The following is a 20619-nucleotide window of genomic DNA, read 5'->3' as shown; positions in this document are numbered from 1 at the left end:
CGATTGGCCATGTACAGCACTGAGCAGGGCGATGTACTGCTGCGATGCAGCGGCAAGCGCTGACAAGGCGCAAGGTGCACTCTATGATGAGCACCCTAATTTTTATCCAGCGATACCTAATCCACCATGGCCGACACCGCGTTTTATTGCATCCTCAGCCACGAAGGCATCCTCGCCGTACGCGGCCCTGACGCCAACAAATTCCTCCAGGGCCAAGTCACCTGCAACCTTAACTACCTGAGCGACAGCCATTCCAGCCTCGGTGCGCGCTGCACACCCAAAGGCCGTATGCAGTCGAGCTTTCGCATCGTTATGGTCAGTGACGGCTATTTACTGGCGATGGCCAGCGAGCTGCTTGAAGCGCAGCTCGCCGACCTTAAAAAATACGCCGTATTCAGCAAATCTAAGCTCGCCGATGAAAGCAGCGCGTGGCTGCGTATTGGCCTAAGCGGCGGCAACAAGGCCCTACACAGCCTCGGCCTGGAACTGTCTGACACCGCCGACAGCGTGACCCACGGTAATGACATGCTGGCCCTGCGCCTGAGCGATGGCCGCGCCGAACTGTGGATACCTGCCGCCCAAGCCGAAGCCGTACAGACGTTGTTGGCCAGCCAACTGCCAGAGGCGCCGCTCAACGATTGGCTATTGGCCCAGGTCCGCGCCGGGATTGGTCAGGTCATGGGCAGTACCCGCGAGCTGTTTATCCCGCAGATGCTCAACCTGCAGGCGGTCGGCGGTGTCAGCTTTAAAAAAGGCTGCTACACCGGCCAGGAAATCGTTGCGCGCATGCAATACCTGGGCAAGCTCAAACGCCGTTTGTATCGCCTAGAACTGCAGGACAGCCAAGTGCCGGCACCGGCCACAGAACTGTTTTCGCCCACACATACATCCAGCATCGGTGAAGTCGTGCTGGCCGCGCGCAGCGAAGCAGGTGTCGAACTGCTCGCCGTGCTGCAGGGCGATGCGGTGCTAAATGGCAATATCCACCTGGGTTCTGCCGAAGGCAGCCCGCTAAGCGTGCTTGATTTGCCGTATACACTGGATACAGACCGTGAAATACAGCGCTAATCAGCGCGCACCCGTTCATTACACTTATTTGCCTGACCGCCTAAAGAGAATTGCCCATGAGTAAGCTTGCCGAAAAAGTCCAACAAGAACTGCTCCTGGCTATCGACAGAGATGAACTGGTGCTGCCAACCCTGCCCGAAGTCGCCCTGCGGGTACGCGAAGCGGCAGAAGACCCTAACGTCGGCATTGCCGAGCTGAGCAAGGTGATCGGTAACGACGCGGCGCTGACCGCACGCATCATCAAGGTCGTCAACAGCCCGCTGCTGCGCACCAGCAAAGAAATCACCGACCTGCAGATGGCCGTCGGCCGCCTGGGCATCAACTACACCAGCAACCTGGCCACAGGCCTGGCGATGGAGCAGATGTTCCAGGCCACCAGCGACGTAGTGGACCGCAAGATGCGCGAAGTGTGGAACAAAAGCACCGAAATCGCCGGCATTTGCCACGTACTGTGTAAGCACTACACCCGCCTGATGCCAGACCAGGCCACCCTCGCCGGCCTGGTGCATCAGATCGGCATACTGCCGATCCTTACCTATGCCGAAGAGCACAGCGAACTGCTGGCTGACTCAATCAGCCTCAACCACGTAATTGAGCAGATTCACCCCATCATCGGTGACAAGATCCTGCGCACCTGGGAATTCCCCGAGCAGATCGCCATGGTGCCCAGCCAGCACCTGGACTTCACCCGCGACAGCGCCAAAGTCGATTATGTCGATCTCGTTCAGGTCGCCACCCTGCAAAGCTACCTGGGCAGCGAGCACCCCTACACCCAACTGGACTGGAGCCAGATCCCGGCGTTCCGCAAACTGGGCCTAGACCCAAGCCAGAACCTGAATGACGACGAAGACCTGTCGGCTGCCATGGAAGCAGCCATGAGCATGCTTCAGTAACGCGCTCACAAGCCCACACGCGCATGCAACCGAAGCCAACCAGCCGGGCCTCTACCTCGGCAACTGGCATACGGTTCATGCGCACACTGCTGTTATCCGCCCTACTCAGCCTGTTGGGCTGTGGCCTCGCGGCGGCACAATCGGTGCGTCTGACCAACGGCGAATGGCCGCCTTACCTGGGTGAACACCTGCCACACCACGGCGTTGCCTCGCGCATTGTCAGCGAAGCCTTTGCCTTGCAAGGCATCGTGGTGGAGTGGGAGTTTCACCCTTGGGCCCGCGCATTGCTAATGGCTAAAAAAGGCCAACGTGCCGGCAGCGCCGTGTGGCTGAATAACAGCGAGCGGGAAGCTGCGTTCTTTGTCAGCGACCCCGTGATGGACAGTGGTTATTACATCTTCCACCGCAAAGGCTATAGCTTTGACTGGGCTCAGGTAGCTGACCTGCAAAGCCAGCGCATTGTCGGCACCCGCGGCTATGACTACGGCAAAGCCTTTCAGCAGGCCGAAGCCAGCGGGCAACTGCGGGTCAACCGGGTGACCAGCGATGAAACTGCGTTTCGCCAGTTGCTCGCTGGCCGAGTGGATCTATTCCCGGTCGATAAAGCCGTAGGCTTTGACGTGCTGTATCAGCACTTCAGCGCCGCCGAGCGTGCCCAACTGAGCTTTCACCACACCCCGTTACGCACTGACAGCATGCACCTGCTGCTGTCTCGGCAAGTTCCCGGCAATGCGCAACTGCTCAAGCGCTTCAACCTTGGTCTGCAGCAGTTGCGCGAAAGCGGCAAAATCACCCAGTACCTGCTGGAAATCCAGCAGCCGCTTAGCCTCAGCCCTTAACGCAGGCCTCGCCTGCGGCAAATGCAACGCGAACCAACAAGCCATGGGGCTGCGCCTGATGCAGGCTGATCTCCGCCTGATGTGCACGGCAGATTTCACCGACAATGGCCAAGCCCAAGCCGGCTCCCGCGCCCTTACTACTGTGCCGATAGAAACGCGCAAACACCCGTTCATGCGCCTCTGCTGGAATACCTGGGCCATCATCCTCGACCTCCAGCACCGCGCTCGGTAGCACCCGCAAAATCACATTGCCGCCGGACGGCGTATGCGCCAGGGCGTTGTCCAGCAAATTGCACAGCAACTCATTGAGCAAGGTCGGCTCGCCGCTGACCCACACCGGCTGCTCGGCTTCCAACGCCAAGGCGATGCCCCGCGCATGGGCCAGCGGCGCCAGCGCCATTCCTAACTCGCGGGCCAGTTGACTGAGATCCAGACGTTGCGCGCCACCTTCAGCGATTGCCCGCGCGCCACTTTCGATGCGTGCCAGGGAGAGCAATTGATTGGCCAGATGGGTCAGTTTGTCGGTGTTTTGCGCCGCTTCCTCCAGCGTACTGCGCCACACCGCCGGCTCTTGTGCGCGCAAGCCCAACTCAACCCGCGCCTTGAGCGCCGCCAAGGGTGTGCGCAGCTCATGGGAAGCATCGGCAATAAATTGCGACTGACGCTCGAACAGGTTGTGCAGCCGATCATTGAACTGGTTTAGCGCATCGATCAACGGCCGCAACTCACGCGGCATGCCGACAGCCGACAACGGTTGCAAATCATCACTGGTGCGCGCTGCCACGCGGCGACGCAGGGTTTCCAGCGGGCGCAGCGCAGCACTCACCGCCAACCACACCAACAGCAACGCGCTCAGCGACAGCACGCCCATGCGCAGCAGAGTGCCGAGCAACAACTCGCGGGCCATGCGCTCGCGTGCGCCCTGGGTTTCCGCCACGCGAATTTCCGCGACACCATTGACTCCCGGCTCGCTGACCGGCTGCAGCAAGCTAACCACCCGCACGCCCTGATTACGGAATTCGGCATCGTAGAAACGCGCCAACGCCGGATAATCCTCGGTGCGTTTGGTGCCCGCTGGCGCAGGCGGCAAGTCCTCATAACCGGAGACCAGCGCGCCCTGCACATCCAGCACTTGGTAGTAGATGCGCCCGGCGCTGTCATAGGCAAAGGTGTCCAGCGCCACATAGGGCACATTGGCATTCAGCCGTTCGGCGGTGGTGTACAGACCATCGGCAATCGCCCGCGCCGAGGCCAACAAGGTGCGGTCATAGGCGGTATCCGCCGCATGTCGGGCGCTCCAATAGGCGCTCAGGCTGCTGACCAGCAGAATCAGCGCCAATAGCAGCGCCAAGCGGCGAAGCAGGCGCCCGCGTAGGCTGCTCGAGTCAGTCACAGCAGGCTCAGTCACTGAGTGCTTCCAGCAAATAGCCCAGGCCACGGAAGGTGACAATCTTCACATCGCCCCCTTCAAGCTTCTTGCGCAGGCGATGCACGTAGATTTCGATGGCGTCGCTACTGGCCTCCTCATCCAGACCGAACACCTGGGCCGCCAACTGCTCCTTGCTCATCACCCTGCCCGGCCTCGCAATCATCGCTTCCAGCACCGCCTGCTCGCGAGAGGTCAGGGTCAGCAGGCCATCGGCCAGGGTAAAACGCCGGGTATCCAGGTCATACAGCAGATTGCCGCAACGTTGCTGACGTTCGCCGCCGAGCACGGTACGGCGCAGCAGCGCCTTGACCCGCGCTTCTAACTCGCTCAATTCGAAGGGTTTGGCCAGGTAATCATCCGCGCCGAGGTTAAGGCCATGCACGCGGTCCTTGACCTCACCGCGCGCGGTGAGCATCAGCACTGGCAGGGTATTGCCGCGCTCGCGCAGGCGCGCCAACACCTGAAAACCGTCCAGACGCGGCAGGCCGATATCGAGAATCGCCAGGGCGTAATCCTCGCTGCCAAGGGCCAGATCAGCAGCTACGCCGTCATGCAGCATGTCCACGGTCAACCCGTTGCCACGCAGGGCCTGAGCCACACTTTCAGCCAGGGGCAGATGGTCCTCGACCAGCAGGATTCGCACGGTATTAGCACTCCACAGCACTTTTCTTGTACGCCCAGTGTAACGGTGCAGAGGCCACTGCGAACGCCCCAGCCATTTTCTTTCAAGCTGAAAGCCTGGTGAAAGCTTGACCCCCTAGCATCGGTTTCAGGTGGCTCGACCCACCGACCTGAACGACTGACGCAGTGGTGCGCAGCCGTGACAAAAACAACAATGGAGACCACAGGATGCCGACTGCATCAAATCGGGCACTTTCGCCTGTACACCTGCTCAGCCTGGCCATCAGCACGGCCCTGCTTGCCCCCGCGGCCCACGCCGACTTTGTGGCTGACAGCAAAACCAGCCTGACCACCACCAATATCTACCTCAATCGCGACTTCCGTGAAGGCACGAGCAGCCAGCAGAACAAGCGCGACGAATGGGGTCAGGGCTTTCTACTCGACATCCAGTCCGGTTATACCGAAGGCACCGTCGGCTTTGGTTTGGACGCCCTGGGTATGCTCGGCGTCAAACTAAACTCCGGCGGCGGCAGTACCGGCACCGACCTGCTGCCTGTGCAGGACGATGGCGGCACCCCAGACCAATTTGGCCGCCTAGGCCTGACAGCCAAGGTCAAGGTCTCCAATACCGAGCTGCGCTATGGCTCGCATATTCCTGAACTGCCCGTGGTCAAGGCCAGCGACAGCCGCCTGCTGCCGCAGGTATTCGAAGGCGGCCTGCTGACCTCCTCCGAACTCGAAGGCCTGACCTTTACCGGCGGGCGTTTGGACAAGGTGATCGACCGCGCCTCGACCAACTCCGAAGAGCTGATCCTGAACGGCAAGAACAAGCGCTTTGCCGCTGGCATCACCGCTGACCATCTGGACCTGATGGGCCTCGACTACCAGTTCGCCAAGGGCCTCACCGGGCGTTACTACTTTGCCGACCTCGACGACATCTACCGTCAGCACTTCTTCGGCCTGCTCGCCAGCCAGCCTCTGGGCAGCGGCAACCTGAGTGCCGATGTACGTCTGATGCTGAGCAAGGACAGCGGCGCGGCGAACGCCGGAAAAGTCGATAACCGCGCCCTCAACGCCATGCTCAGTTACGCCATCAACGGCCACAAACTCGGCCTGGGCTTCCAGGACATGAGCGGCGACACCGGTTACGCCTATATCGATGGCAGCGACCCGTTCCTGGTCAACTTCGTACAGATCAACGACTTCGCCAACGCCGACGAGCGCTCCTGGCAGGCTCGTTACGACTACGACTTCGGCAAAATTGGCGTACCCGGCCTGAGCTTTATGACCCGCTATATCAAAGGCAGCGATGCGCAGATTGCTGGCAGCGACGATACCGGTGGCGAGTGGGAACGCGACATCGAGGTCAAGTACGTGGTGCAGAGCGGCCCGCTGAAAGATGTCTACGTGCGTCTGCGTAACGCCAGCTTCAAATCCGACTTCGCCCGCGACGCGGACGAGAACCGCGTCATTGTCGGCTATACGCTGCCGATCTGGTAACCCACAATAATCGGGTGATACACACTACTGCGCTAGGCCATGCCGCGTTGAAATCAGCCTCAAAATGCTCATGTACAACTCGTACACTGCGCTTTCTCGGCCAATTTCGCCTTGCCTGACCTTCGCTCGCTACGTGTGTAAAGCACCCTCTACGAGTTCAGAGGAACACACCATGAAAACTGCCTTTACTCGCATTGCCCTGGCGACCGCTTGCATGGCCTTTGCCGGCCAACTGCTGGCTGCGGAACCGAAGCGCCCAGAATGTATTGCCCCAGCCAAGCCCGGTGGCGGCTTCGACCTGACCTGCAAACTGGCGCAGAGCGGCCTGAAAGATGAAGGCCTGCTCAAGTCGCCAATGCGCGTCACCTACATGCCCGGCGGCGTTGGTGCGGTGGCCTATAACGCGGTGATCGCCCAGCGCGCGGATGATCCAGGCACCATCACCGCGTTTTCCAGTGGCTCGCTGCTTAACCTCGCGCAAGGCAAGTTCGGCCGTTACGACGAAACCGGAGTGCGCTGGCTGGCCGCCGTCGGCACTGACTACGGCGCCATCACCGTGCGTGCCGACTCGCCCTACCAAAACCTCGATGATCTGGTGCAAGCGCTGAAAAAAGACCCGGGCAGCATCGTTTTCGGCGCTGGCGCCACCATCGGTGGGCAGGACTGGATGCAAACTGCACTGATCGCGCGTCTGGCCGGCATCGACCCGAAAAACCTGCGTTACGTGGCCTTTGAAGGCGGCGGCGAAACCCTCACCGCCATGCTTGGCGGCCATGTACAGGTCACCTCCAGCGGCCTGGGTGAAGTCACCCCGCAACTGGCAGCGAAGAAAGTACGCATCCTCGCCGTGCTGTCCGATGAGCGCCTGCCAGGCAAACTGGCTGACATCCCGACAGCCAAGGAGCAGGGCTACGACATTAGCTGGCCGGTGATCCGTGGTTTCTACATGGGCCCAGAAGTGACTGACGAGCAGTTCAACTGGTGGAAACAGCAGTTCGACACCCTGCTGACCAGCGAAGATTTCGCCAAGCTGCGCGAGCAGCGCGACCTGCTGCCGTTGTCAGTCACTGGCGACGAGCTGAAAGCCTTGGTCTTCAAGCAAGTTGAGGAATACAAGGCACTGGCTGGCGAGTTCGGCCTAGTTCAGTAACTCGCTACGTAGGATGGGTTGAGCATCGCGATACCCATCGCTCAAGCGCACCCTTGATGGGTATCGCTGCGCTCGACCTACGCGGCCCGACCCATCCTACGGTTTCACGCTCTGCCCCCGATTCTCGACTAGGTAATCCGCCATGTACGTTCGCCTGTTCGCCGCGATCTGGCTGTTGTTTTGCGCCGCGCTCGCCGTTATTGCCTGGGGCTTCCAGGCACCCTTCGCCTACGACCCGGTGGGTCCGCGCGCTTATCCCTTGCTGCTGCTAACCCTGATGTCGGCCGGCAGCCTGTGGCTATTGTTCAAGCCAGGTTTGCTCGAACAAACCTTCAACCGCAAAGCCGCTCTGCGTGCCACGTTGTGCGTGCTTACTTTGCTGGCCTATGCCGTGCTGTTTGAAACCCTTGGCTTTGTTATCAGCACGGCCCTGGCCGCGTTCGCCCTTGGCCTGCTGTTTACCGGCCGCCTGATTCCTTGCGCCATCAGCGCCGTGCTGATGGGCGTGTTGCTGTATGTGCTGTTTGACTACCTGCTGGATGTGCCGCTGCCCCTCGGCCTGTTCGAAGCCTTTGTGGAGAGCTGAAATGGAAACCCTGAACTTCTTGATGCAAGGCTTTGATGTCGCCACCCGCCCGGAAAACCTGTTGATGGCGCTGTTCGGTGCCTTTGTCGGCACCATTGTCGGCATGCTTCCAGGCCTTGGCCCGATCAACGGCGTGGCCTTGCTGCTGCCGCTGGCTTTCGCCCTTGGCCTACCACCGGAAACCGCACTGATCCTGTTGGCCGCCGTGTACCTGGGTTGTGAATACGGCGGGCGTATTTCCGCCATTTTGCTCAACGTACCGGGTGATGCCGCCGCGGTGATGACCACCCTTGATGGTTATCCGCTGGCCCGCCAGGGCAAGGCCGGTATAGCCTTGTCGCTGTCCGCGGTCAGCTCGTTTATCGGCAGCATCATCGCCACCTGCGGTGTGGTGCTGTTTGCGCCACTGCTGGCGAAATGGGCGGTGGCCTTCGGCCCGGCCGAATACTTCGTACTGATGATCTTCGCCATTGCTTGCCTCGGCGGCATGGTCGGCGACAAACCGATGAAAACCCTGATGGCGGCGTTGATCGGTCTGGCCCTGGCCACGGTCGGCGTCGACTCCACCACCGGCGTATACCGCTTCACCTTCGGCAGCGTTAGCCTGTCCGACGGCATCCAGTTCGTGATCGTGGTCATCGGTTTCTTCAGCGTCAGTGAAGTACTGCTGATGCTGGAAAAAACCCACAACGGCCAGAAAGCGGTGAAGGCCAGCGGTCGCCTGCTGTTCAACTTCAAAGAGTTCACCTTCACCTTCTGGACCATGGTGCGCAGCGCCGTCGCTGGTTTCGTCATCGGCACCCTGCCCGGTGCCGGCGCGACCATCGCCAGTGCCATGACCTACATGAGCGAAAAGCGCATGGCAGGCAGCACAGGCAAGTTCGGTGAAGGTGACCTGCGCGGCCTGGCGGCGCCAGAAGCGGCTAACAACGCTTCGGCCTGCGGTTCACTGATCCCGATGCTGACCCTCGGCGTACCGGGCTCGGGCACCACTGCGGTGATGATCGGCGCGCTGACGCTGTACAACATCACCCCCGGCCCGCTGTTGTTTGAACAGCAGCCCGATGTGGTCTGGGGCCTGATCGCCTCGCTGTTTATCGGCAACGTGATTCTGCTGGTGATGAACATCCCGCTGGTTGGCCTGTTCTCACGCATGCTCAGCGTGCCTAACTGGGTATTGGTACCGGCGATCACCGTGATCAGCATGGTCGGCGTCTACGCGGTGCACAGCACCACCTTCGACCTGGTACTGATGATCGGCCTCGGCGTATTCGGCTACATCCTGCGCAAACTGGACTTCCCGCTGTCGGCCTTGATTCTCGGTTTTGTGCTCGGTGAGTTGATGGAAGACAACCTGCGCCGCGCCCTGTCGATCTCCGCAGGTGATCTGAACATCCTCTGGAGCAGCCCGATCAGCCTGTGCCTGTGGGCACTCACCGCGTTGATGCTGGCCCTGCCAGGCCTGCGCTGGTGGCGTGCACGGCGCACGGCGCAACCGGCCAATGCCTAAGCTACCTGTGCTCACCGGCTGGCAAAGCTGGTGGGCCACTCCGCTGGTCGGCCTGGCCGGTGGCGCGCTGGCCAGCCTGATCGGCTGGCCTTTGCCGTGGATCATCGGCTCACTGCTCGCGGTTATCGCGGCACGCTGCAGCGGCTGGCTGATTACCGAGCTACCGGGCGGGCGCAAGACCGGCCAGTGGCTGGTATCCAGCGCCATCGGCCTGCATTTCACTAGTGAAGTATTCGGCCAGCTCTTCAGCCACTTCGGCGTGATCCTGCTCGGCGCCCTGCTCACCCTGCTGCTCAGCCTGATTGGCATTATCGTGCTGCGCCGCGCCGGCCTCGACCGCGCCACCGCGTTCTTCGCCAGCATGCCCGGCGGCGCCAGTGAGATGGTCAATCTGGCCCAGCGGCACAACGCTGAAACCGCCAAGGTGGCGGCTGCCCATAGCCTGCGCTTGTTGTTGGTGGTGCTACTGATTCCAGCGATTTTCACCTGGAGCCTGCCGCCTATCGAACCACCGGTGCCGGCGCCGGTGAGTTGGCCGTGGTTAGCGCTGCTGTTGCCTGGCGGTGCGCTGATGGCCTGGTTATGGGGCCGCTTGGGCCAACCCAACCCCTGGATGCTCGGCCCGCTGACTGTTTGTGCGGTAGCCAGCGTCAGTTTTGACCTGCATCTGGGCTTACCCGACGGCCTGGGCCAGGCGGGACAATGGCTGATTGGCTGCGCATTGGGTTGTCACTTCGACCGCAACTTCTTTCGCAGTGCACCCGGCTTTCTCGCACGCATCCTGCTGTTCTGCCTGCTCGCCATGCTCGCCGCCGCCGCATTGGGCCAGGGCCTGGGCTGGCTGGCCGGGGAAAGCCAGAACGCACTGATGCTCGGCATGATGCCCGGTGGCATCACCGAACTGTGTCTGACCGCCGAAGCCCTGCAACTTTCAGTGGCAATGGTCACGGCCTTGCAGGTGCTGCGCCTGTTTCTGGTGATGTTCCTGGCCGAGCCCTTGTTCAGGCTCTGGCAACGCAGCTGAACAAGCATTAACGACCACGTTTAGCCCGCCTTGTGCGGGCTCTTTTTTGCCGGCTTCGGCAACAGTTTTTGTTTAACAGATATGTCCATCGCCACGCAGACGCATTGCGCAGGGGTACTCTCAGGGCCTGGCTAAAAGAGGCATTTGTGTATGAGCGTACTGCGCTGGCCCGCCGCAAAAACCCTGCTGTTATTGCTCTGCCTGAGTCTACTGGTCACGGCCTGCAGCCGCCTGGGGCTGGCCTACCGTAATCTGGACTGGCTGGTGCCCTGGCGGCTGAACGATTACCTGAACCTCAACAGCCAGCAGCAGGCCTGGCTCAAGCCGCGCTTGCAGACCCACCTGCAATGGCACTGCAGCGTCGAGTTACCACGTTATATCGACTGGCTGCATAGCACCGAGAGCCTCCTCAACCAGGCGCAACCGGACAGCAGCCAGCTGCTTGAGCAATTCGCCCAGTTCGATGCCGCGCTCAAACGCATCAGCGTCGAAATCACCCCCACCGCCATCGAACTGCTGCAAGGGCTGAACGAGCAGCAGGTTAACGATTTTTACGCGGCGCTAGATGAAGACAATCTGGAAGACCGTCAGGACTTCCTCGACCCGCCCCTGGCCACCCAGATCAGCGAACGGCAGACGCGCATGCAGGAACGCCTGCGACCCTGGCTGGGCCGCCTGAACAGTACGCAAACCGAGCATATCGCCGCTTGGGCCAATGGCCTTGGCGAACAGAACCGCCTGTGGCTGGAGAATCGCCAACGCTGGCAAGCACAGTTGCGCACCCTGCTTGCTGAGCGCCACAGCGCTTACTTTGCGCCCGAACTGACGCAGCTCTTGCAGCACCGTGAACGCTTCTCCAGCGACGCCTATCGCGCCAGTTATGCTCGCTCACGCCAGGCGCTGGCCACGCTGCTGAGCCAACTGTTAAGCAGTGCTGATGAACCACAGCGCGAGCGCCTGAGACATCGCCTGCGTGATTTACGTCGGGATCTGGCCGAGCAGCAGTGCAGTGCCGCTTAAAGGGTTCTAGCAAGCAGGCTCGGGTAAGCGCCAGTCGATCGGGCTCAGTTCATGCTGCTGCAGGAACTTGTTGGTACGGTTGAAATGGCCATTGCCGATAAAGCCACGGTGCGCTGATAGCGGCGAAGGGTGTACAGATTTCAGCACCAGATGCTTGCTGGAGTCGATGAGTTTTTCCTTGCTCTGCGCATGCGCGCCCCACAGCAGAAATACCAGCCGCTCCTGCTGCTGGCTGACCACTTCGATCACCTTATCGGTGAAGGTTTGCCAGCCGATTTTGGCGTGGGAACCGGCGATGCCATGCTCCACGGTTAATGAGGTGTTGAGCAGCAACACGCCCTGCTCCGCCCAATGCTGCAGGTTGCCGTGACTGGGGATGTCGATATTCAGGTCGCGCTTGAGCTCTTTATAGATGTTCACCAGCGACGGCGGGGTTTTCACCCCAGGCTGCACCGAGAAGCACAGACCATGGGCCTGCCCCGGCCCGTGGTAAGGGTCCTGGCCGATCACCACCACCTTGACTGCCGCCAATGGCGTGGAATTCAAGGCATTAAAAATCAGCGCACCCGGTGGGTAGATCTCTTTGCCCGCCGCCTTCTCCGCCCGCAGAAAGTCGCCCAGCTCACGCATATAGGGCTTTTCGAACTCCTCGCGCAGCGCAGCTTTCCAGCCGGCTTCGAGTTTGACGTTATCTGCAGCGCTCATGCCTATGTCCTGCCTGTACCAACGGAGACGGCACGCTAAGGAAGCCTCATCGGCAAGTCAAGCAGACAGGCATGCCCCATATTGCTCACTCTAGAGTGGCTTAATCCCGTAGCGGGCAAATAATGCGGCCCAGGCGGGATCAGCCTTAGCGCGCTCAAGCACGTCGCGTAAATCTGGACGGCTTCTGGGAATCATGGCCTGCAAGGTGAACTGGTTGAACGGTTGCTTGGCCACGTAGAAATCAGCCGCAATTGACATCAACCGCGGATCGTTCTGCAGGTAATAGTTGAACGCCAAACGACGAATAATGGTTACCGCGGCCCGCCGTGAGTGGATACGCATCAGCGAGGCGCGCACATCATTTCCATCTTCGCGGTCAATTTTGCCTTGCTGCATCAGCTCTTCAACGCCCATTGGGTAGTGATGCCCGCGCAACGCGGCGAAGCGTTGACCGATCAGCGAGTTGGCGTTGCGGTAAGGAACCTTATGCTGCTGCGTTGAAACCACCAGGTCTTCATCTTTGAACAGATCAACCCAGAGAAATCGCTGCTCAGCCCTCTCGCCCCAGCCCCACGCGGGGATAACCCAAAGCAGCATCCAGTTGTCATCACAACCTGGCGCCCCTGGCCCTGCACAACTGCCGTCTAGCCAACCCGCCAAGGTTTGGTTTAAGCGTGCGCGCGGCAGCACACGGGCATCATAGGTTTGCTGAGCGTCGGCTTGCTGATTCAGCAGCGCAGCCACCTCAAACATAAGGCCCGTGCGCGGCTCTAACTCCAGAACGAAGGGGGGCTGGCGATGGTAGGTGTAAAGACTGACAGGTGCGGCCACTACCGTGACGGGCAACAACAGAAGCAGCATCCAGGCTAGGCGTCTCAATATGACCTCGTACTAACAGTGTCCCTACCGACCGTTGTGGGCCAGCTTAATGACTTTATTAGTGTGCCGGGGCCTTCGGCAGCACTTCATGTATAAGGCAGAAATCTGGCAAACACCACCTGCTGCACGGCTTATTTACTAAAGAATGCAAGGCAGCATCAGCCCTGATGCAACGCCCGATAATGACTAGGCGCCATGCCCACTACTTTGCGAAATAGCCGCGAAAAGTAATACACATCGTCATAACCCAACTGCTCCGCCACCTGACGAATGCCCTGCTCGCCCTCATCAAGAAGGCGGCAGGCGTGAGCCATTTTTAGCTGGATAAAGTCCTGAATCGGCGCATGCCCGGTCAGTGCACGGTAGGTCTTGGCGAAGTGAAAACGGGACAGTTTGAACTGCGCGGCCAGCTCATCGAGGTTCAGCGAGTCATGCAAATGCGCGCGCATCACCGCCTGCACCGCGTCCACATCCAGCACCCGCCCAGACTTCAGTGTGGCACGCGCCGGCAGCACCGCCAGGGATGTCAGCAACACCTGTAATTGATGCGCCGCATGAATAAAGTGCGGCGGGTTCAAGCCCTGCTTACGCAGATTCAGTAACGCATCGAATTCGGCCAGCAGCCTTGGCTGCACGCCAATGCGCCACAGCGGCCCCTTACCCAACGGCTTGAGAAAGTCCGCCACCAACTCACCATCAAAATGCACCCAGTACAGGGTCCAGGGCTTCTGCGCGTCCGCGCCATAGGTATGCGCCACGCCTTTTGGCAACAGCAGCAAATCGCCACCACTGACAGCTAATCGTCCATCCGCCGTGTCCAGCCAGCCCTGCCCGGCGCGGCAGTAGATCAGCAGGTGATCCTCCGGCTGCGGGCGATGCATACGGTGCCCCGCAGCTTGCGGGTAGAACCCCAGAGCCAGCGGGTAGCAGCCCTGAGCCAAAGGGCTCCGAGCCAGCAGGCGGCGCAAGCGGGGCGGCGTGATAAAGCGCACGCCGTTAGCGGGCAAGGGCCAGTTGGAGGTCTCGACATAGGCTGGCATCGGGCAGTCCTATTAGATTTCAAGCACAAGATAGTCCATCCAGCGACCAAGATCGTCAATCCACAAAGCACCGCAGGGCCGCTATAACAACCAAACAATAACAATCGAGCCCAACAGCGGTTCGCCACGAGGAATACCCGCATGGCCAAGGCAATCCCACAGTTGATCGACGGTGAATGGCGCGAAAGCCGCGCCCGTGAATTTATCGAAGTCACCGACCCGGCCACTCAAGAGGTCCTGGCCCTAGCCCCCAAGGCCACTGCCGAGGAAATCGAAGCGACGATTGCCAGCGCCAAGGCGGCCTTCCTCACCTGGCGTGAAGTGCCAGTCTCCGACCGTGCGCGGGTGATGCTGCGCTACCAGCATCTACTCAAAGAACATCATGATGAGCTGGCGGAAATTCTCGCTGGGGAAACAGGCAAGACCCTGGCCGACGCCAAGGGTGATGTATGGCGCGGTATCGAGGTGGTCGAGCAGGCCTGCAATATCGCCAGCCTGATGATGGGCGAGACCATGGAGAACGTGGCCCGCGACATCGACACCGCCAGCTGGATTCAGCCGCTAGGCGTATGCGTAGGCGTCACCCCGTTCAACTTCCCGGCGATGATTCCGCTGTGGATGTTTCCCCTGGCCATCGCCGCCGGCAACACCTTTATTCTCAAGCCGTCCGAGCAAGACCCGCTGACCCCCAATCGCCTGGCTGAGCTGTTTATCGAGGCCGGTGCGCCCAAGGGCGTATTGCAGGTCCTGCACGGCGCGCGCGAAGTGGTCGACAGCCTGCTCACCCACCCGGATATCCGCGCCATCTCCTTCGTCGGTTCGGTGCCAGTCGGCCAGCATATCTACCGCACCGGCACAGCTCACCTCAAGCGCGTGCAGGCCTTTGCCGGTGCCAAGAACCATATGGTGATCATGCCCGACGCCAACAAACAGCAGGTGCTGAGCAACCTGGTTGGCGCCAGTTGTGGCGCGGCCGGGCAGCGCTGTATGGCGATTAGCGTGGCGGTATTTGTCGGCGAATCGAAACAGTGGATCGACGAACTGCAGGCGCAGATGACCGACCTGCAGCCCGGCTACTGGACCGACGGCCACGCCGCCTTCGGCCCGCTGATCAGCCAGCAAGCGAAACAGCGCGTGCTGCGCCTGATCGCCGAAGGTAAAGCGGAAGGCGCCGAATGCCTGCTGGATGGTTCGCACTGCGCGGTTGAGGGCTACCCCAACGGCAACTGGATTGGCGCCACACTGTTTCGCGGCGTGACCCGCAAGATGAGCCTGTACCGCGAGGAAATCTTCGGCCCGGTGCTGGTGTGCATGGAAGTCGACACGCTGGAAGACGCCATCGAACTGGTCAACGCAAGCCCCTACGGCAATGGCACCTCGATCTTCACCCGCTCCGGCGGCGCGGCGCGGCATTACCAGCACGCAGTGGAAGTCGGCCAGGTCGGCATCAACGTACCGGTGCCGGTGCCGCTGCCGTTCTTCTCTTTCACGGGCTGGAAGGGCTCGTTCTATGGCGACCTGCACGCCTATGGTAAACAAGGGGTGCGTTTCTTTACCGAAACCAAAACGGTCACCAGCCGCTGGTTTGATGAGGATTCAGTGGCCGGCGCAAATATGACCATTCAATTGAAATGAGAACCCGTAGCCGTATTGATCCACTGCAATACCCAGTTGTTTAGACCAAAAGACAATGCCTCCTTGCGTGCCAGAGCCTCACAGTGCTTTGACATAACAACAACATGGAGGATTGCAATGAAACAACTGACTGCCGCCCTGGCCCTCTGGGCCGGGCTTACCGCCTGCGCGCAAGCAGCTGAGCCGATCACCCTCGGCCTCAACTACCCACGCACAGGCCCGTATAAAGAAGAGGGTTTGGCCCAGATGCGCGGAGCCTTGCTGGCTATCGACGAGCTTAACGCCCAGGGCGGTGTACTGGGGCGCACGCTGCGCCTGTCGAGCAAAGACACCGCTTCGCGTCCGGCCAAGGCCGTGAAAAATGTCGACAAGCTGGCCAGTGAAGGCGCGGCCATGCTGTTTGGCGGCTCATCCAGCGCCGTGGCCATCGCCTCCGGCAAGCGCGCAGCAGAACATGGGCTGCTGTACTTCGGCACCCTCACCTACTCCAACGACACCACCGGCAAAGACGGCCATCGCTATATGTTCCGCGAGAGCAATAACGCCTGGATGAGCGCGCGGGTATTAGGCCAATACCTGAGTCAAAATCTGCCGGATAAACGCTACTTCTACATCACCTCCGATTACACCTGGGGCCACACCAGCGAAAGCTCCTTGCGGCAAACCACCGGCAGCGCAGACAGCACTCAGCACCCTGGCCTCAAAGTAGCCTTTCCGGGTGCGCGCCTGGCCGACTATCAAGATGCGCTGAGCCAAGCCGCCGCCAGCAACGCCGAGGTGCTCGCTCTGGTGCTGTTCGGTGAAGACCTGGTGCGCGCCATGCGCATCGCCAAGGACCTTGGCCTCACCGAACGCATGCAAATCGTTGCGCCGAACCTGACCCAGAGCATCGTCGAACAAGCGGGCCCCGGCCTGATGGAAGGCGTTATCGGCAGCGAACCCTGGACCTGGCGCGTGCCGGCACTGGAAAAATCCGTGCACGGCGAAGCCTTCGTCAAATCCTTCAGCGAGCGCTACAGCACCTACCCGTCCAGCTCCGCCGCATCGGCCTACAGCATCGTCTATCAGTGGGCCGATGCCGCCAAACGCGCAGGCAGCCTGGACAGCGAAGCGCTGATCAAGGCCCTGGAAGGTCATCAGTACCAGCTACTTAAGGACCCACAAACCTGGCGCGCCTTCGACCACCAGAACGTGCAGACGGTGTATGCGGTCAAAGTCAAAACCCGCGCCGAGGTGCTCAAGGACCCGTTCAAGCAAGACTATTTTGAAATCGTCGACCGCCTCGACGCCTCCCAAGCGGCGCCCAGCCTTGCCGAATGGCAAGCCGAACGACGCGCCGCCGGGCAACCCCTAACCCTGCAATGAGGACTTATGGATTTCGAACTCAGCGATGAACAACGCCTGCTGGTCGACAGCGCCCGTCAATTTTCCAGCCGTGAGCTGGCGCCGCATGCCGCCGACTGGGATCGCGACCACCACTTCCCGGTGGATGTGATCAAGCGCGCCGCCGAACAGGGCTACCTGGCCCTGTACATCGGCGAAGAGGACGGCGGCCTCGGCCTGTCGCGACTCTCCGCATCGCTGATCTTCGAACAACTGTCGGCGGGTTGTATCGCCACCACCGCCTTCCTCACCATCCACAACATGGCGGCGTGGATGCTCGCCTCCTTCGCCGACCAGGCATTGAAAGATGCCTGGCTGCCGCGCCTGGTCAGTGGCGAGTTGCTGGCCTCCTATTGCCTCACCGAACCCGACGCCGGCTCCGACGCCGCCCATTTGCGCACCCGCGCTAAGCGCGATGGTGATGACTATGTGCTGGACGGCAGTAAATGCTTTATCTCCGGCGCAGGCAGCACCGATGTGCTGATCGTCATGGCGCGCACCGGCGAAGACAGCGGCGCCAAGGGCGTGTCCTGCTTCCTGGTACCGGCCGATGCCGAAGGCGTGAAGTACGGCCGTAACGAACTGAAAATGGGCTGGCGCGCCCAACCGACGCGCACCATCACCTTTGAAGGCGTGCGTATCCCGGCGGGCAACCGCATCGGCCCCGAGGGCCAGGGCTTCGTCTACGCGATGAAGGGGCTGGATGGCGGGCGCATCAATATCGCCAGTTGCTCGCTGGGCGCTGCACAAGCGGCGCTGGAGCAATCACTGCGCTACGTCGAAGAGCGCAAACAGTTCGGCAAGCCGCTGAGCGACTTCCAATCCTTGCAGTTCAAACTCGCTGACATGCTCACTGATCTGACCGCCAGCCGACAGATGGTGCGGTTGGCCGCGCATAAGCTGGACCATGGCCACAGCGAAGCCAGCCTGTATTGCGCCATGGCCAAGCGCTTTGCCACCGACCACTGCTTCAACCTGTGTAACGAGGCGCTGCAGCTGCATGGCGGTTACGGCTACCTGAATGATTACCCGCTGGAGCGCTGGGTGCGTGACAGCCGTGTGCACCAGATTCTCGAAGGCACCAACGAAATCATGCGGGTGATCATCGCCCGGCGCCTGCTCGACCAGGGCGGCATGTTGGATCGCCTTTTATAGAGCCTGAATCCTTGACCCGCAGGTGGCAGCAACAAGCGCCTGCATCAGCCCACATGAGGACACCCATGAGCCACGCCATCGAACCCTACAACCCCGGTGTATTCGACCTGACTCACAAGATCACCGTAGAAAAGCACGGCCACACAGCACTGATCACCCTTAACAACCCGCCCGCCAACACCTGGGATCGCGACTCGCTGATCGGCCTCAAGCAGTTGGTTGAACACCTCAACCGTGACGATGACATCTACGCACTGGTGATCACCGGCCAAGGCGGCAAGTTCTTCAGCGCCGGCGCCGACCTCAAACTATTTGCCGATGGCGATAAGGCCCGCGCCCGGGAAATGGCCCGACGTTTCGGTGAGGCCTTCGAAGCGCTGCGCGATTTTCGCGGAGTGTCGATTGCCGCCCTCAACGGCTATGCCATGGGCGGTGGCCTGGAGTGCGCCCTGGCCTGCGACATCCGCATCGCCGAGCGTCAGGCACAAATGGCCCTACCGGAAGCGTCGGTAGGCCTGCTGCCCTGCGCGGGCGGCACGCAAAACCTGGCTTGGCTGATCGGCGAAGGCTGGGCCAAACGGATGATTCTCTGCGGCGAGCGCCTCGATGCGGAAACCGCGCTGCGCATTGGTTTGGTCGAGCAAGTGGTCGACAGCGGCGAAGCCCGCGGCCATGCCCTGCTGCTGGCGGCCAAGGTTGCGCGGCAAAGCCCGGTGGCGGTGCGCACCATCAAGCCACTGCTGCAGGGCGCACGCGAGCGCAGCCCGAATACCTGGCTGAGTGAGGAACGTGAGCGCTTTGTCGACCTGTTCGACGCCGATGACACCCGTGAAGGGGTCAACGCCTTCCTAGAAAAACGCGATCCACAGTGGCGCAATAAATAATCCGCTCATGGGAGGGGCTTTAGCCGCGATTACAGCCCCTCCGACAAACCTATTAAGCCGGCTGAGCTGAACAAGCAGCCCCGTGCAGCAGGGACACATGATGAACGTGCAATTTGAAGAACGCCCCGCCCAACACGGCATGCGCATCGGCATCGCCAGCCTGGATGCCGAGAAAAGCCTGAATGCCCTATCACTGCCGATGATCGAAGCGCTGGATGCCCAGCTCAAAGCCTGGGCCGAAGACCCGGGAATTGCTTGCGTAATGCTGCGCGGTAATGGACCTAAGGCGTTCTGCGCCGGCGGCGACGTGGTGCAGCTGGCGCAACAATGCCGCGAGCATCCCGGTGAAGTACCGCCCTTGGCGCGGCGCTTTTTTGCCGACGAATACCGTCTCGACCACCGCATCCATACCTACCCAAAACCCTTTATCTGCTGGGCCCATGGCCATGTGCTCGGCGGCGGCATGGGGCTGATGCAAGGCGCTGATATCCGCATCGTCACCCCAGGCAGCCGCCTGGGTATGCCGGAAGTGAACATCGGCCTGTACCCGGATGTCGGCGGCAGCTGGTTCCTCGCCCGCCTGCCCGGCAAACTTGGGCTGTTCCTCGGCCTCACCGCCAGCAGCATCAATGCCCGTGACGCGCTGGATCTAGGCCTGGCCGATCGCGCGCTGCTCGACAGCCAGCAGAGCGACCTGCTCGATGGCCTGGCCCAGCTCAATTGGCAGGAACAGAGTGCACAACAACTGCACAGCCTGCTCAAGGCGCTGGAAAACCAAGCCCTTGCTGAACTGCCGGAAGCGCAGTGGCTGCCGCGTCGCGCGCGCATCGATGCGCTGCTCGACAGCGCCGACCTGCCCCATGCCTGGCAAGCCATCAGCGAACTGCAAAACGATCACGACCCGCTGCTGGCCCGCGCCGGCAAAACCCTGACCGGCGGCTGCCCGCTGACCGGGCACCTGGTATGGCAACAGATCAAGCGCGCCAAGCACCTGTCACTGGCCGAGGTATTTCGCATGGAATACGCCATCAGCCTGAACTGCTGCCGCCACCCGGAATTCCCCGAAGGCGTGCGCGCGCGGCTGATCGATAAAGACCACGCACCGCGTTGGCACTGGCCAGATGTGGCAAGCATTCCTGTCGAGGTGATCGAAGCGCACTTCGAGCCGGTGTGGGACGGTGCTCATCCGCTGGCGGATCTGTAAGGCATATCAACTCAGTGCGTAGGGTGGATGACGCTTTTTTCATCCACCGATAAGACCACAGCCGGCGGATGGGTAAAGCGTCATCCACCCTACA

19 protein-coding genes are annotated in these 20619 nt (G+C 60.9%); 14 read left to right on the top strand and 5 right to left on the bottom strand.

The genetic code is table 11. The features are described 5' to 3' along the window. The first annotated feature begins 126 nt into the window (after window positions 1-126). From ygfZ to N1078_RS08850, 3 genes are all read left to right on the top strand, one after another. Complete coding sequence (ygfZ, locus tag N1078_RS08860) at window positions 127-1068, top strand: CAF17-like 4Fe-4S cluster assembly/insertion protein YgfZ (protein WP_274087816.1); 942 nt, start codon at window positions 127-129, stop codon at window positions 1066-1068. A gap of 56 nt (window positions 1069-1124) precedes the next feature. Further along, entirely contained in the window at window positions 1125-1961 is an 837-nt protein-coding gene (locus N1078_RS08855; protein ID WP_274087815.1) for an HDOD domain-containing protein, read from the top strand. 77 nt (window positions 1962-2038) lie between these two features. Further along, entirely contained in the window at window positions 2039-2800 is a 762-nt protein-coding gene (locus N1078_RS08850; protein ID WP_274087814.1) for a substrate-binding periplasmic protein, read from the top strand. Here N1078_RS08850 and N1078_RS08845 read toward each other — a convergent pair. Continuing rightward, window positions 2790-4208 carry a sensor histidine kinase N-terminal domain-containing protein gene (locus tag N1078_RS08845; protein ID WP_443218098.1) on the bottom strand — a complete coding sequence of 473 codons (1419 nt, stop codon included), beginning with the start codon at window positions 4206-4208 and terminating at the stop codon, window positions 2790-2792. The genes N1078_RS08850 and N1078_RS08845 overlap by 11 nt on opposite strands. Beyond that, entirely contained in the window at window positions 4201-4872 is a 672-nt protein-coding gene (locus tag N1078_RS08840; protein ID WP_274087813.1) for a response regulator, read from the bottom strand. The genes N1078_RS08845 and N1078_RS08840 overlap by 8 nt, the downstream gene beginning before the upstream one ends. 206 nt (window positions 4873-5078) lie before the next feature. On the opposite strand from N1078_RS08840, the gene N1078_RS08835 reads away from it, so the two are divergent. The 6 genes from N1078_RS08835 to N1078_RS08810 all read left to right on the top strand — a co-directional run bounded on the left by N1078_RS08835 (window position 5079) and on the right by N1078_RS08810 (window position 11640). Continuing rightward, window positions 5079-6350, top strand: coding sequence for an OprD family porin (locus N1078_RS08835; protein ID WP_274087812.1), 1272 nt, complete (start codon window positions 5079-5081; stop codon window positions 6348-6350). Between the two features lie 172 nt (window positions 6351-6522). Continuing rightward, on the top strand, window positions 6523-7500 hold the full coding sequence (locus N1078_RS08830) for a Bug family tripartite tricarboxylate transporter substrate binding protein (RefSeq protein ID WP_274087811.1): 978 nt from the start codon (window positions 6523-6525) through the stop codon (window positions 7498-7500). A 142-nt stretch (window positions 7501-7642) separates the two neighbouring features. Next, window positions 7643-8086, top strand: coding sequence for a tripartite tricarboxylate transporter TctB family protein (locus tag N1078_RS08825; protein ID WP_274087810.1), 444 nt, complete (start codon window positions 7643-7645; stop codon window positions 8084-8086). Between the two features lies 1 nt (window position 8087). Next, window positions 8088-9596, top strand: coding sequence for a tripartite tricarboxylate transporter permease (locus N1078_RS08820; RefSeq protein WP_274087809.1), 1509 nt, complete (start codon window positions 8088-8090; stop codon window positions 9594-9596). After that, window positions 9589-10620 (top strand): AbrB family transcriptional regulator, encoded by a 1032-nt coding sequence (locus tag N1078_RS08815; protein WP_274087808.1) that lies wholly within the window; start codon window positions 9589-9591, stop codon window positions 10618-10620. Before N1078_RS08820 ends, N1078_RS08815 begins: the two co-directional genes overlap by 8 nt. A 150-nt stretch (window positions 10621-10770) precedes the next feature. Next, on the top strand, window positions 10771-11640 hold the full coding sequence (locus tag N1078_RS08810) for a DUF6279 family lipoprotein (protein WP_274087807.1): 870 nt from the start codon (window positions 10771-10773) through the stop codon (window positions 11638-11640). Between the two features lie 6 nt (window positions 11641-11646). On the opposite strand, the gene ung is transcribed toward N1078_RS08810, so the two are convergent. The 3 genes from ung to N1078_RS08795 all read right to left on the bottom strand — a co-directional run bounded on the left by ung (window position 11647) and on the right by N1078_RS08795 (window position 14264). Next, window positions 11647-12345, bottom strand: coding sequence for a uracil-DNA glycosylase (ung, locus tag N1078_RS08805; protein ID WP_274087806.1), 699 nt, complete (start codon window positions 12343-12345; stop codon window positions 11647-11649). A gap of 90 nt (window positions 12346-12435) precedes the next feature. Further along, entirely contained in the window at window positions 12436-13206 is a 771-nt protein-coding gene (locus N1078_RS08800) for a hypothetical protein (protein WP_274087805.1), read from the bottom strand. Window positions 13207-13382: 176 nt separating this feature from the next. After that, window positions 13383-14264 (bottom strand): AraC family transcriptional regulator, encoded by an 882-nt coding sequence (locus tag N1078_RS08795; RefSeq protein WP_274087804.1) that lies wholly within the window; start codon window positions 14262-14264, stop codon window positions 13383-13385. 141 nt (window positions 14265-14405) lie between these two features. On the opposite strand from N1078_RS08795, the gene N1078_RS08790 reads away from it, so the two are divergent. The 5 genes from N1078_RS08790 to N1078_RS08770 all read left to right on the top strand — a co-directional run bounded on the left by N1078_RS08790 (window position 14406) and on the right by N1078_RS08770 (window position 20525). Further along, window positions 14406-15899 (top strand): CoA-acylating methylmalonate-semialdehyde dehydrogenase, encoded by a 1494-nt coding sequence (locus tag N1078_RS08790; RefSeq protein ID WP_274087803.1) that lies wholly within the window; start codon window positions 14406-14408, stop codon window positions 15897-15899. A gap of 117 nt (window positions 15900-16016) precedes the next feature. Then, entirely contained in the window at window positions 16017-17264 is a 1248-nt protein-coding gene (locus N1078_RS08785) for an ABC transporter substrate-binding protein (protein ID WP_274087802.1), read from the top strand. Between the two features lie 6 nt (window positions 17265-17270). After that, complete coding sequence (locus N1078_RS08780; protein ID WP_274087801.1) at window positions 17271-18437, top strand: isobutyryl-CoA dehydrogenase; 1167 nt, start codon at window positions 17271-17273, stop codon at window positions 18435-18437. A gap of 65 nt (window positions 18438-18502) precedes the next feature. After that, entirely contained in the window at window positions 18503-19321 is an 819-nt protein-coding gene (locus N1078_RS08775) for an enoyl-CoA hydratase (RefSeq protein ID WP_274087800.1), read from the top strand. Between the two features lie 100 nt (window positions 19322-19421). Next, the gene (locus tag N1078_RS08770) at window positions 19422-20525 is read left to right on the top strand and encodes an enoyl-CoA hydratase/isomerase family protein (RefSeq protein WP_274087799.1); all 1104 of its coding nucleotides are present in this window, start codon (window positions 19422-19424) and stop codon (window positions 20523-20525) included. Window positions 20526-20619: the final 94 nt, after the last annotated feature.

The sequence above is a fragment of the Pseudomonas sp. MIL19 genome (assembly GCF_028680365.1).
Taxonomy (GTDB): domain Bacteria; phylum Pseudomonadota; class Gammaproteobacteria; order Pseudomonadales; family Pseudomonadaceae; genus Aquipseudomonas; species Aquipseudomonas spirodelae.
This window is presented reverse-complemented; position numbering and strand designations above follow the sequence as displayed.

Bases quoted from the DNA above. Each gene is read 5' to 3' on its own strand.
- ygfZ (WP_274087816.1), top strand. From the start codon at position 127: ATGGCCGACACCGCGTTTTATTGCATCCTCAGCCACGAAGGCATCCTC.
- N1078_RS08855 (WP_274087815.1), top strand. From the start codon at position 1,125: ATGAGTAAGCTTGCCGAAAAAGTCCAACAAGAACTGCTCCTGGCTATC.
- N1078_RS08850 (WP_274087814.1), top strand. From the start codon at position 2,039: ATGCGCACACTGCTGTTATCCGCCCTACTCAGCCTGTTGGGCTGTGGC.
- N1078_RS08835 (WP_274087812.1), top strand. From the start codon at position 5,079: ATGCCGACTGCATCAAATCGGGCACTTTCGCCTGTACACCTGCTCAGC.
- N1078_RS08830 (WP_274087811.1), top strand. From the start codon at position 6,523: ATGAAAACTGCCTTTACTCGCATTGCCCTGGCGACCGCTTGCATGGCC.
- N1078_RS08825 (WP_274087810.1), top strand. From the start codon at position 7,643: ATGTACGTTCGCCTGTTCGCCGCGATCTGGCTGTTGTTTTGCGCCGCG.
- N1078_RS08820 (WP_274087809.1), top strand. From the start codon at position 8,088: ATGGAAACCCTGAACTTCTTGATGCAAGGCTTTGATGTCGCCACCCGC.
- N1078_RS08815 (WP_274087808.1), top strand. From the start codon at position 9,589: ATGCCTAAGCTACCTGTGCTCACCGGCTGGCAAAGCTGGTGGGCCACT.
- N1078_RS08810 (WP_274087807.1), top strand. From the start codon at position 10,771: ATGAGCGTACTGCGCTGGCCCGCCGCAAAAACCCTGCTGTTATTGCTC.
- ung (WP_274087806.1), bottom strand. From the start codon at position 12,345: ATGAGCGCTGCAGATAACGTCAAACTCGAAGCCGGCTGGAAAGCTGCG.
- N1078_RS08800 (WP_274087805.1), bottom strand. From the start codon at position 13,206: ATGCTGCTTCTGTTGTTGCCCGTCACGGTAGTGGCCGCACCTGTCAGT.
- N1078_RS08795 (WP_274087804.1), bottom strand. From the start codon at position 14,264: ATGCCAGCCTATGTCGAGACCTCCAACTGGCCCTTGCCCGCTAACGGC.
- N1078_RS08790 (WP_274087803.1), top strand. From the start codon at position 14,406: ATGGCCAAGGCAATCCCACAGTTGATCGACGGTGAATGGCGCGAAAGC.
- N1078_RS08785 (WP_274087802.1), top strand. From the start codon at position 16,017: ATGAAACAACTGACTGCCGCCCTGGCCCTCTGGGCCGGGCTTACCGCC.
- N1078_RS08780 (WP_274087801.1), top strand. From the start codon at position 17,271: ATGGATTTCGAACTCAGCGATGAACAACGCCTGCTGGTCGACAGCGCC.
- N1078_RS08775 (WP_274087800.1), top strand. From the start codon at position 18,503: ATGAGCCACGCCATCGAACCCTACAACCCCGGTGTATTCGACCTGACT.
- N1078_RS08770 (WP_274087799.1), top strand. From the start codon at position 19,422: ATGAACGTGCAATTTGAAGAACGCCCCGCCCAACACGGCATGCGCATC.